General features: G+C 43.7%; 9 protein-coding genes. 6 read left to right on the plus strand and 3 right to left on the minus strand.

The genetic code is table 11. The annotated features are described in order from the left end of the window. Nucleotides 1–76: 76 nt before the first annotated feature. Both pdxR and G511_RS0118675 read left to right on the plus strand, forming a co-directional pair. Nucleotides 77–1543: a MocR-like pyridoxine biosynthesis transcription factor PdxR gene (pdxR, locus tag G511_RS0118670; protein ID WP_028470989.1), complete on the plus strand. Its 1467-nt coding sequence runs from the start codon at nucleotides 77–79 to the stop codon at nucleotides 1541–1543. Between the two features lie 126 nt (nucleotides 1544–1669). Beyond that, nucleotides 1670–2164, plus strand: a complete 495-nt coding sequence (locus G511_RS0118675; protein ID WP_028470990.1) for a Crp/Fnr family transcriptional regulator — start codon at nucleotides 1670–1672, stop codon at nucleotides 2162–2164. Here the strand turns inward: G511_RS0118675 and G511_RS0118680 are convergent. The 3 genes from G511_RS0118680 to G511_RS0118690 all read right to left on the minus strand — a co-directional run bounded on the left by G511_RS0118680 (nucleotide 2149) and on the right by G511_RS0118690 (nucleotide 5760). Continuing rightward, nucleotides 2149–3117, minus strand: coding sequence for an aminotransferase class IV (locus G511_RS0118680; protein WP_028470991.1), 969 nt, complete (start codon nucleotides 3115–3117; stop codon nucleotides 2149–2151). The genes G511_RS0118675 and G511_RS0118680 overlap by 16 nt on opposite strands. A 165-nt stretch (nucleotides 3118–3282) precedes the next feature. Next, nucleotides 3283–4689, minus strand: a complete 1407-nt coding sequence (locus G511_RS0118685; RefSeq protein ID WP_028470992.1) for a pyridoxal phosphate-dependent decarboxylase family protein — start codon at nucleotides 4687–4689, stop codon at nucleotides 3283–3285. 153 nt (nucleotides 4690–4842) lie between these two features. Next, a complete protein-coding gene (locus tag G511_RS0118690) occupies nucleotides 4843–5760 on the minus strand; it encodes a LysR substrate-binding domain-containing protein (RefSeq protein ID WP_028470993.1) in 918 nt (305 codons plus the stop codon). A 237-nt stretch (nucleotides 5761–5997) separates the two neighbouring features. Here G511_RS0118690 and hisD point away from each other — a divergent pair, with 237 nt between their 5' ends. The 4 genes from hisD (at nucleotide 5998) to G511_RS0118715 (ending at nucleotide 12876) form a co-directional block, all read left to right on the plus strand. Then, nucleotides 5998–7305: a histidinol dehydrogenase gene (gene hisD / locus G511_RS0118695; protein ID WP_028470994.1), complete on the plus strand. Its 1308-nt coding sequence runs from the start codon at nucleotides 5998–6000 to the stop codon at nucleotides 7303–7305. Between the two features lie 37 nt (nucleotides 7306–7342). Further along, complete coding sequence (locus tag G511_RS0118700; protein ID WP_028470995.1) at nucleotides 7343–8536, plus strand: DegT/DnrJ/EryC1/StrS family aminotransferase; 1194 nt, start codon at nucleotides 7343–7345, stop codon at nucleotides 8534–8536. Between the two features lie 429 nt (nucleotides 8537–8965). Next, nucleotides 8966–11464, plus strand: coding sequence for a hypothetical protein (locus G511_RS0118710; protein WP_051222237.1), 2499 nt, complete (start codon nucleotides 8966–8968; stop codon nucleotides 11462–11464). A gap of 149 nt (nucleotides 11465–11613) precedes the next feature. Beyond that, nucleotides 11614–12876 carry a winged helix-turn-helix domain-containing protein gene (locus G511_RS0118715; RefSeq protein ID WP_028470997.1) on the plus strand — a complete coding sequence of 421 codons (1263 nt, stop codon included), beginning with the start codon at nucleotides 11614–11616 and terminating at the stop codon, nucleotides 12874–12876. Nucleotides 12877–12900 lie beyond the last annotated feature (24 nt).

A 12900-nucleotide genomic window follows, 5' to 3' on the forward strand; every position in this document is an offset into this window, starting at 1 on the left:
TAGAGCTGTTCTATACGGCTAGTAACCACTAAAGTAAGCGATCTAAAACTATAACAATAAGAAGGCGGCACACATTATGTCTACGCTGTTCCACTTAAAAAGAGACGATAACGCAGCGACCTTACAAAGCCAGATTCGTCAGCAGCTAGTCAATGCTATTCTGGGAGGGTTCCTTCCTATAGATAAGCCACTACCTTCTAGCCGAAGTTTAGCCAAAACACTTAATGTCGCTCGCAACACTATTGTGTTGGTCTATGATGAACTCGCTGCAGACGGCTACCTTACATCAGTAGAGCGTAGCGGCTATTTTGTTGATCATCACTTTTTGCCGGACCATCTAAAAAAGAATCTGGCAAAGACACCAGAAGAGAACAAAGACACGGTTGATTGGACACAAAAACTAAAAGTCAAAGCCGGTTGCCAGTCCAACCCTAGCTTGGCGCATTCATGGCAGTCCTACCCTTATCCATTTGTGTATGGACAACTCGACTCGAAACTCTTCCCTATCGATAACTGGCGAAAATGCTGGCGTGATGCTGTCAGTGTTCAGGCGATCCGTGATTGGACCTCTGACCGCTACGACAGTGACGATCCACTGTTGATAGAGCAGATACAAAAACGCATTCTGCCTAGCCGTGGTATTCAAGCTAATGCAGATCAAATCTTAATCACCGTCGGCTCACAGCAAGCCCTTTACCTGCTCGCACAACTACTCTTGGACAAAACCTCTAACTTTGGTATTGAAGACCCGGGGTATGTAAGTGCGGCGCATATAGCGGATCTGTTTGGTGCTAATGTGATAAGCCTACCTGTCGACCAAGACGGCTTGGTGCTTGATGAGCGCTTAAAAGATTGTGATGCTATCTATATCACGCCAAGTTACCAATGCCCCACAACGGTAACGATGCCACTAGAAAGGCGACAAGCTTTACTGGATAAAGCACGCAATGACGACTTCATCATTTTTGAAGATGACTACGAAATGGAGATGAATTACGACTCCAACCCTATACCGGCACTAAAAAGTCTCGATAAACACGACCGCGTACTTTATATAGGCAGCCTATCCAAAACTCTGGCGCCCGGTTTAAGAATGGGCTTTATGGTAGGCCCCAAAGCACTCATACAAGAAGCCAGAAACCTTCGCCAGTTAATGGTGCGCCACCCCCCTCTTAACAACCAGCGAGCCGTTGCTTTGTTTCTAGCGCAGGGCTATCACGATGCTCTTTTACGCAAACTTGCCCGCAGCTTTCAGCAGCGCAGTGAGATTATGGCAGCCGCTTTAGACCAATATATGCCCGGCAGTTACACGCTCCCCTCTGGCGGCTCTTCTTTTTGGTGCCGCGTTCCCGAGCACATAGACACCGCCGAGTTAAAAGGCATAGCAGCAGAAAAAGGCTTGCTCATTATCTCTGGAGATAGCTATCACTACGGTGATAATTTACCCCATAATTACATTAAACTGGGCTTCTCAGCTATTTCACCGGAAGCCATAGAGTCTGGTATCAAGATACTTTCTGAACTCATACAGGAGATGTCTTGAACTTATGGCACCGAAACTATGACAAAGTAGTTATAAGACAACCTATTAAAAATGCCGATGAAAAGGACTTCAGGCAAGTGTATTAAAACCCGTAATATTCAGCGTAACGCTGACTTGGATAACAAAGTGAAAAGTGTAATCGGTAGCGAATTACTCGAGCAGTATGGAATTGATTATTTTAGAGGAGCATCCACATTAGGAGCGCTTACCCCTGATGCAGTCAGCTATCTATTAGATAATGGAAATATCTTCGAACTAGATAAAGGCGAAAAACTCTTTTCGTACGATGAGCCTGGCGACAGCTTCTTTGTGATTTTAAAAGGTTGTATCCAATTTTTCAAAATACGAAAAAACAAAGCCAAACACATCCGTGATTATCAATTTGGCCAAGAGATAGGATCAGTCGCGATGATCGGCCTTCACGGTCGCGTAGGTGATAGTATTGCCGGTGAAGACAGTATAATCCTTCAAGTCTCATGTAACGTATTCCATGGGCTACACGAGACATTCCCCACCGACTTTGGGATATTACTGCTTAACCTATCTAGAGAGATGGCAAGGCGCCTACGTGAATCAGACGACAAGCTAGCTGATCATAAGACAGATCAGTCATCGGGATAAATCACCAACGTACTCCACTCATTATCGGTATGCTTATCCCAGTAAGCTTGTTGGATGCGCTTACAGATAGGCCCCACTAGGCCATCACCAATATTGTTTTGGTTAACCTTAGTCACAGGCATAACACCACCCGCTGTTGAGGTAATAAAAACCTCATCAGCGTTTGTTAGCTCTTGCGGGCTCAGCGCCCTAGCCGAACACGACAGTGCTAGTTCCTGGCAAAGGTCCATAACGGTTCTGCGGGTTATACCCGGCAACACCGAATAGTCGGGGGTAGCTAACTGCCCATCTTTTACGATAAACACGTTAAACCCCGGCCCCTCAGCAATGCCGCCCTGATCATCTAACAATAAAGCAGTTTCCGCGCGCTTCTCATAAGCGTCATAAAGCCCTGCGACTAAGTCGAGCCAATGGTAGTTTTTAATTGAGGGATCAACCGAAGACGGCGGTATGCGAGTACGCTCAGCTACTGCAACATGCAAACCTCTTTGCAACTGCTCAGGGTTTGCCACAGAACTAAAAGGTACAACAAAGACCATAAATCGATTGATAGCTTCTCTAGGGTCACGGCTAAACGTAGGGGAGCAACCGCGAGTACAGATCAATTCGACATAGGCATTTTTTAATCCAGACAGCGCGACGGCGTTCATCACTATCTCTAGCACTTGCGCTCGATCATAGGGAATAGACATCTTTAGCTTGCCCATTCCTGCAAAAAATCTATCTAGATATAACTCCGGGCGAAATAAGCGCCCCTCCCATGCGTGCATCACATCATAGGTAGCGTCTGAGTGTAAAAACCCCCAGTCCAGTACTGATATTTTGGCTTGAGAAATAGGGACATATTGTGAATCTAGGTAGGCAACACCAGGAGGATATTGGTGAGGATCTTTATAAGTGGGGCTTAGCTCAGGAAAAGCCTTAGCCGTTGCGTTATTTTTATTATCTTGCATAGAGAGCCTATAAAAACAGTTATCTCAAAATTTTCATCATTACCGTACTGTAGTCCATATTTAGCGGCATATATAACTGCAAATATAATTTATGCGATTCACTAAAATAGGCATCTAGTGAATCGCACAATGTAACACCCTGCTCTTTACTTACTAAGGCGCTCTTTATTGACTAGCCAACTCTCGGCCAATCAACTCGCACTGATCTAGCAATACAGAGATATGCTGGCGAGTGACCTCACCATTAGCCAAGATCAAGCGGATACCGTAGCGTCCTTTATACTGCGCATAATCCACATACGGGCCACCATTGCGCATCATGGTTTTGCAGATCTCGATGTTCAGTTTGCGGATCTCCTGCTCATCAGTCATATGCTCAGGGCGATAGCGGAACAACACATTAAGGTACACAGAAGGCGCCAGCATCTCTAATGATTCGCTCTGCTCAACCATCTCAACGCATTCAGTTTTAATAGATTGCAGGTGATCAATCTTAGCGGCAAAGCCTTGGTTGCCGATCGCTTTCCAGCTTAGCCATACTTTTAGCGCATCCGCACGGCGGCCACATTGGATAGAGCGCTCACCTAAGTTATAAGCGGCGTTTTCATCTGCATGGAACAGGTATTCTCCGCCGCCACCAGAACAACAGGCTCTTAATGCGCCATCATGCTTGACCAGAATAACCGCAGCCGTAATCGGCACATTCATAAGCTTATGGGCATCCCACGTGAAGGAGTCTGCCAGATGGCTATCGGCCAACAGATGACGATGCTGATCTGAGAACAGAATAGGGCCGCCCCACGCACCATCAATGTGCAGCCAAATATTGTGCGCACGCGCAATCTTGCTGCAAGCGGCGACTGGGTCATAAGCACCTATTACCGTAGTACCGGCGGTTAGGCCAATATAGAAAGGTATATGCCCCTGCGCTAAGCTTTTATCGATCTCTTGTTGTAATGCCACAGGACAGATGCGCCCTGTTTCATCACTGGCAACCGCTATTAAATTGTCCGTACCTATACCAAGTACATTAGCGGCTTTTTGCCCGGAGTAATGCGCTTGGTCCGATACATAAGCGACCAATGTACGCCCACCCGCGCCCTTTGTTTTGTAGTCTGGGCACACATGGTGACGCGCTAGCATCATCCCTATTAAATTTGCTTGGCTGCCACCCGCAACCATGACGCCTTCGCCCTCATTCGTACCATCGTTAAAGCCCACCAGCTTATTCCACTGGCGAATCAACTCTAGCTCCATCAAGGTAGCAACAGGCCCTACTTGGTAGGTATGCATAGTGGCGTTGCTTAGGCTAGTAATCCAGTCGCCAAGCAATGCATGTTTGTTGCGCCCTGAGTAAAGCAGCTTAAAGAAATCAACCTGTGATGCGTCAGGGTTGTAGTGCAAATACGCTTTGATCGCGTCTTCTAGTGATTGCTGGTCGCACCCTTGCTCACCTAAAGAAACATCTAAGATTTTTTCAAGTTCTGGCGCACTAGGATTCTGAGATACCGGTCTGTTCTTAGGCATCCATTCATTGATAGCACGGGATAATAGTTCGAGGCTTTCTTGCATGTGTAGATCTCCGGTAGCATCGCGAGGTACTTGTTCAGTAACCCATTAATGCTAACCAGTATAGATTTGGCATTAATGCCACGACCAATGCTGATTTACTTTAATGCGATTACTTTTCGGCATGGCGACTAAAACCCGCTGTACTCAGTAGAGCTAATCGCCACCGCTAGTTTGCTTATATAGCTCCTGCAAATACTGCCAAAACTGCTCCGCAGCCGCACTACGCGATTGGCGAAGTCTAAAGAGTTTAATACTCAAATCAACCGTATGCAGCGGCTCTTGTAATAACTGTAATTGGCCAGAGGCAAGCTCACTACTGATCAAGCTTCTTGGCAGCCATGCCATACCATAACCTTTTAAAACCAAGGCTTTAAGTGCTTCTGATAAACCATTCTCACAGGCCAGATTGATATTCAAACCTGCAGGCAAGCGCGACATACATTCACGCTGCAACAAACGCCCAAAAAACGATTCTGCAGGATGGCTTAATAGCTTTAGTGGTTTGCCCTCTTCTAAAGCAAAAAGTGGGTTACCTGTTGCATCTACCGCCGTCACGGGTACTAGCTCATCAACACCTACTTGTAAGCTCTCTACATCATCGCGCTGTAGCTGGCAGAAGATATCGGTAGAGGAGTAACACAATAGAAAATCGCCATTGCCTGATAAAAAAGCCTCGACGTTATCGTGTAGGTTGCCTGTTTCAACTTTAATTAAAGCGCCATCGGCTAAGGCTTCTAGGGTTTGCATCCAAGAGGGAAAGAAAGACACCGCCAAGGCATGCTGGGACATTATCAATAACTGTTCGCGTGCAGCGCTAATATCACGCATTTGATTACGCACCGCATAGGTTTGGCCTATCAGCTGCCGTGCTTGTTCTGCAAACGCCTCACCTGCTGGTGTGAGCGTTGTAGGGTATTGATTACGGTCGACCAAGCTAACACCGAGCCAGTTTTCGAGTGAGCGAATACGCCGGCTAAAAGCGGGCTGTGTCACAAAACGAGACTCAGCCGCCTTCGAAAAACTGCCTTGTTCTAGCAAGGCAACATAGTCTTTCAACCACTTAAGTTCCATCAATAAACCCTTGTAATCATTATAAATAGTGCGCAGACAATCATACAGAAAATCAACCTATACCGAAAAGTAACCGGCCACTTTAAAAATAGCATTGGTCAGCCCCAGCCGACTAACCCTACTATCTAACCATCACGGTAGCGTATGCGCTAGGTCCAGTTATAACAACCTAGCGCCCCATACGAGCCACAACAATAAGAAACGTACGTAACGTACAAAACATATATAGGTGCACCAATGGAATATCTGAAAAAGTCCAATGCTCCGGTTGCTGAGAACGATGAGCGCATTCATGCCACCGTTAAAACGATGCTGGCACGTATCGATTCTGAAGGCGAAACTGCAGTACGCGAATACGCCGCACAGTTTGATAACTGGCAGGGAGACTTTATTCTTTCTGACGAAAAACGTGCAGCACTTATTGCTCAAGTACCTGAGCAAACTCGAAAGGATATTCAATTTGCCTACCAGCAAGTTAAAACATTTGCTCAAGCACAGCGTGCCAGCTTAACCGAGTTTGAAATTGAATCGGCACCGGGTGTTAAGCTTGGCCAGAAAGTTATTCCTGTTAAATGCGCGGGCTGCTACGTACCGGGTGGCCGCTACTCACATGCCGCTTCTGCACTCATGAGTATTGCGACCGCTAAAGTCGCTGGCGTAGAAACCATTGTTGCCTGCTCCCCTCCTAAAGATGGCAACATGCACCCTGCCATTGTATACGCCATGGATTTAGCCGGTGCCGATATCATTCTTGAGATGGGTGGCGTACATGCCGTTGCAACCATGGCAAAAGGCCTGTTCACCGGTGTGTGTGCAGACATTCTCGTAGGCCCGGGTAACGGCTATGTAGCCGAAGCTAAACGCCTACTGTTTGGCGAAGTGGGTATTGATGTATTTGCAGGCCCTACAGAGTCAGCCATCATCGCAGATGACAGTGCCGACCCTATGACCATTGCTGTAGATTTAGTCTCACAGGCTGAACACGGTTACGACTCCCCAGTATGGCTATTTACAACGAGCCGCCGTATCGGCGAGAAAGTGGCTGAGCTAATGCCAAAAGTAGCGGCCGACATGCCAAACCATGATGTAGTGCAATCGGCATGGGATGTACATGGCGAGATCATCTACTGCGAAACACGTGAAGAGTGCGCAAAAGTCAGTGATGAATACGCATCTGAGCATCTTCAGATACTCACAACAGACACCGACTGGTGGCGCGATCATCTTAAAAACTACGGATCACTATTTTTAGGTGAAGGCGCAACCGTCACCCACGGTGACAAATGCTCGGGGACTAACCACATACTACCAACCAAAAGAGTGGCTCGTTACAGTGGCGGTTTGAACGTCCATAAATTCCTTAAGATTCTTACTTACCAAGAGATCAGCGAAGAAGCGAATCTGGACTTTAGTGCTGTCGGCTCTCGTATCTCCCGTGTTGAAGGAATGGAAGGCCACGCGCGTGCTTGTGACTGGCGCTTACGTAAGTACTTCCCAGAAAATGAATGGGACTTCCACGTATACGACCAGAAGCGTTACGACTAAGCGTTGGGATTAAGGGCTACTATTATGGAGTGCAGGAATGAAGCAATTTACTAAATCGTTTACGCAGCAAGAATCAATCCCAGAAAGCGGTATTGATGCAGCCGTAGCGGTCATGCGCACTGGGCGCTTACACCGCTACAACACGCTGCCAGATGAAAAAAGCGAAACTGATCTTTTAGAGATAGAGTTTGCAGAATATATGGGCGTGCCCTTTGCCTTGGCATGCTCCTCTGGTGGCTATGCACTGCATATTGCCATGCGAGCTGCCGGTGTAGAGCCTGGCGACAAAGTACTGTGTAATGCGTTTACGTTAGCACCGGTACCTGGCGCGATTCACAACAGTGGCGCTATTCCCGTACTGGTAGATGTAGCAGAAGATTACTGCATCGACCTAGACGACCTAGATGCCAAAGCTGCGGCCAGTGGTGCCAAGTACTTTATGCTCTCTCATATGCGCGGCCACTTAGCTGATATGGATCGCATTATGGAGATCTGTACACGTTACGGCCTGTTTCTGATTGAAGATTGTGCTCATACCATGGGCGCAAGCTGGAACGGCGTAAAGAGCGGCACCTATGGTGATATCGCCTGCTTTAGCACACAGACGTATAAGCACATCAACTCTGGCGAAGGTGGCTTTTTAACCACCCATCACCCAGATATGATGGCCCGCGCCATTATGCATAGCGGCTCATACATGTTGTATGAACGCCATTTTGCAGCACCGGCTAAAGAGACCTTTGCCAACATCCGCTTTGACACACCCAACTATAGCGGGCGAATGGACAACCTACGTGCGGCCATCCTGCGCCCACAACTGGCTGACCTAGAAAAGCAATGCAACCGTTGGAATGCCCGTTACCGTATTTTGGAACAGACATTTAACCAGTGTGTAAGTATTAACATTCCGGCTCGCCCAGCAGCAGAACACTTTGTTGCCAGCTCGATTCAGTTCTCATTACCGCAGTTCAGCACCGAGCAGATACTAAAAGTGGTAGAGCAATGCGGGCAACAAGGCGTAGTACTTAAATGGTTTGGCGATGCCGACCCTAAAGACTACACCAGCCGCTACGACAGCTGGCGCTATATCGAAGATATGCCACAGCTACCTAAAACCGAAAAGATACTCTCCAAACTGTTAGATATGCGCATTCCCCTCACCTTCAGTGAAGATGATTGCCAGCTCATTGGAGAAGTGATTAACGAAGTGGTTACGGCGGTTCAGGGTTAAAATCATCTAGCTCACCACTAACAGCTTCACTCAACAAAAAGCAGCCCCTAAGTGGCTGCTTTTTTCTGTGCAGAATCAACCACCACTTGCCCTAGCGCAATAGATAAACCTTGCTCATATACGGGTATATAGTTATGTTTAAGTAGTAATACGCCACGCGTAACACCTAACAAGCCGTTAGGCAGGCAAACCTAAGGAATGGGGAGAATAAATCAGTGAACAGTCATCTTTTAAAAACTGCGTACTTACACAACATAGATTTCCTTGTAGCACTTCATTACCTTCCACTTATTAGTGACTGTCCAATCATTATGAATCATATAAGGGTTCTCGATAGTTGTTGTGAAAAACGGCCCAATTTAACAACTCTATAGGCTAACGATAAACCTCTCAAAATTGAATATTTATACCTAATGGATTAAGCAATATATGAATACTAGCTGTGATGATAATTTTGATGGAATGAAAAAACTCATTAGCAATGTTGATAGTAGAGATAGAAATGAAGCTGAAACTAGGCATAAAATCATTGACTTTGTTTTACATGATTTTCTTGCATGGCCTAAGAATAGAGTTACAGTTGAAGAATATGTAAAACCAGGTTTCGCAGATTATATTCTAAAAAAAGAAAATGGTGATGATCAATTATTTATAGAGGCCAAGAAAGAAGGCATATTTTTCGAATTACCTTTACCGTATAAAACAAAGGAAACACATAGTTATATATCTATCAAGAAGCTGTTAAGTGACGATAATATAAAATCAGCCATGCAGCAAGTTAGAACATACTGCTTTGATACTGGTTGTGAATTTGGTTGCATCACAAATGGACATGAATGGATTCTTTTCAAAACTTTTGAAAAAGGGAAACGTTGGGATGATCTAAAAGCATTTGTAATAAGGTCATTATCATTTTTTATTGAAGATTACACCAAAGCAATAAACACTCTATCTTTTCTAGCTATTTTTGAAAACTCATCTCTATCACCGCTACTATCAAGTTCGCAGCCTAAGGATAGAAGTATATTTTATCCAAGAGAAAAGATCCTATCATATTCACATCCAATTACAGCAAATCGCTTAGCCTCTACGTTAAGACCAATTGCAAATCATTATTTTGGGGTTATTTCCGATGATGATACAGATTTCATGGATAAATGTTATGTATCACAACGTGAATACAAGACAACTTTTGATGGCATTCATAGTTTAATACAAGACTCTTTAAGTCCTTATTTTAAGGAATACGGCGTTTTACAATTAGATGATACCGGAAAAGGTGGTAAGTTAGGTGGACGATTAACAAAAAATATAAAAAAGGGTAGAAAAGGTGAAGTTTTAGTACTTTTTGGAGGAAAAGGAGCTGGAAAATCAACATTTATAAAGCGATTATTACATCATACGCCTCCACGTTGGTTAAAGGAATATTCAGTAATTTCAATAGTTGATTTATTAAAGGTTCCTGAAAATAAAGAGGTGATACGAGCTCATATTTGGAAGAAACTAGTTGAAGCATTAGATACTGATAATATCTTAAGTTCGGATCGAAATCTTATAATTGAAAAATTATTTGGTGATCGTTATAAAATAGCACTAAAGCAAGATTTAAGCGGTTTACAGGTAAATTCTGAATCATTTAATTTAAAACTGAATGGCTTAATTTCTAATTGGAAAAGTGATCATTTGTACTGTGCTTCTAGATTAGTAAACTACTGGGCTGATAATAATAAAGGTACTATTGTCGTTGTCGATAATACTGATCAGTATTCTACCGAAATTCAAGATTTTTGCTTCACATCCGCGCAAGAAATATCGAATGAATTATCTTGCGTTTCATTAATTTCAATGCGCGAAGAAAGATTTTATGACTCAAAAATCCACGGCGTTTTAGACGCTTTTCAGAATTCCGGATTTCACATTAGTTCTCCCAGCCCAGCTGAGGTTTTTAAGAAAAGACTTTCATATACCGTTTCGTTATTAACAGATTCAAATAGACGGGAAATGGTAATTGGAGATGTAGAAGATAATTTCATTAATGATTGTAAAGTTTATTTAAATATATTAGGCACTGAGTTTGCCAACCAACAATCACCTTTAACTAACTTCATTAGTGCTTGTGCACACGGCGATATTAGATTATCACTAGACTTATTCAGAAGTTTTTTACTTTCAGGATATACTAATGTGGATGAAATGATTTCTGCAGGGAAATGGAATTTCCAAATACATCAAGTATTAAAACCTGTAATGATACCTACAAGATACTTTTATGATGAATCATTAAGCGATATACCAAATATCTACCAACTACGTTCGAATAGGCATTCATCTCATTTTACTGCTTTACGAATCTTGAGAAAACTATCCAAGGGAAGCAATAGTACATCTCCTTCTTATCATTCAATAGCTTCCCTGAAATCCTATTTTTCTGAAATTTTTAATATGATTGATGATTTCGAAAAAAATGTAGATGTTTTACTGAAGCATGGTTTTATAGAATCAAATAATCGACTAGACAAGTACTCAAATGATGTGGACAGCATTAAAATAACAAGTTACGGAATATATATGAGTAAAGAACTAGCACAATACTTTACTTACTTAGATTTAATATGCACTGACACAGGTGTTTTTTCGCAAAAGACTAGTAATTACCTTTCTGAAGCGGCAAGAAAAGAATATAGCTTATTTAATCGTGGTGAGCGAGTAGATCGCGTAAAAGTTAGATTAGAGCGTGTAGAAGAGTTCATAAACTATTTAGAACAAGAAGAATTAAAAGAAAAATCAGATTTTAACTTGGATATGCCTATTAATGAAATGTTTAGTTATAAAGCAAAACAAGAGTTTGTCATTGAAAAGCAAAGAGTCCTTAAAAGTGCTAAGAAACAACCGAATAAACCAACAAACGGTAGAAAGCGCTTTAAATAGCCCTTAATCTATTATTAATTATTTAAAGTTATCATTAAATTTGGCACGATGGTTTGTCTTCGCCTGTCGACTATAATGCGTACTCACCATGCGCATTATATACTACGTAAAAAACAAAAAAACCATGTTCATACAAGACGAATATAACAGTGATTGAAATCAAACACCCAAAAGACCTAACCCGTTTACGCCGCCTTGCCCTCTCCCCGCAAGGCTTGTTGCAAGCACAACCCTTTGGGCGAGGTTTGGCGGGAGCGCGTGCAGCAGTCAATCACTTAGGGTATGTGCAGCTCGACACCATATCGGTGGTAGAACGTGCGCACCATCATGTTCTTTATTCCAGAGTGCCTAAGTTTGAGCCGGCCATGACAAGCCAATTACTTCTCGATAAAGACGTGTTTGAGTATTGGTCGCACGCAGCGGCTCTTTTACCTATCACTGATTTTCGCTTCTCTTTACCTTATAAGCACACCATTAAAAGCGGCAAAACCCATTGGTATAAAAACCCTGATAAAAAGCTTATGGGTGAGCTGTTAGCGCGTATAAACTCAGATGGCCCTTTACGCTCACGCGATTTAGAAACCAACACCACAAAACCTGTTGGCTGGTGGGATTGGAAACCCGCTAAAAAGGCGCTTGAGCAGCTGTATATGCAAGGCGACCTGATGGTTAGTAACCGTGAGGGTTTTCAAAAAACCTACGACATGACCGAGCGTGTCCTGCCCTCTCATATTGATGAGAGCATGCCCAGCATCGAAGAGTTTGCAGCGCATATGCTTGATCAACAATTACGCTGCCATGGGTTTGCATCACTTAAAGGGCTCACTTACCTGCGCCGCAACCCAGAGCTTCGCAAAGCGGTAAAAACGTTAGTCAATGAAAGGTTAGCGCAAGGTACATTAGAGCAAGTACAAGTTAGCAGTGGTGAGGTGTTTATATTAGAAACAGGAGCGTTAGAGCGCCCTCTTCCGCGCTTAAACAACCGCATGTTGATTCTTTCACCCTTCGACAACAGCGTTATTCAACGCGACCGGCTCAGAGCAATATTTGATTATGACTACCAAATAGAATGCTATGTACCCGCCGCTAAACGCCAGTACGGCTACTTTTGCCTGCCGCTACTTTACCGGGGTGAGTTTATTGGGCGGATGGATTGTAAGGCTCATCGTAAAACCAGCCATTTAGAAATCAAATCGCTGCATTTTGAACAACATCTTTTTGAGCAAACTACTTTTAAACCTTCTATTAAGAAATCAGGCTTTGATGAAGATTCACTCATTGCGGCCTTTATAAACGCTATTACAGAATTCAGCCATTTTCAAAAGTGTGATTCAGTATCGTTAACTCAAGCTTACCCAAAACATCTGGAGCAACGCTTGCACAGCGTATTAGATGCACATTGCCTAGATTGATTATAGAACCATAGTCTTTTGTGA

The sequence above is a fragment of the Neptunomonas japonica DSM 18939 genome (genome assembly GCF_000422765.1).
GTDB lineage: Bacteria > Pseudomonadota > Gammaproteobacteria > Pseudomonadales > Balneatricaceae > Neptunomonas > Neptunomonas japonica.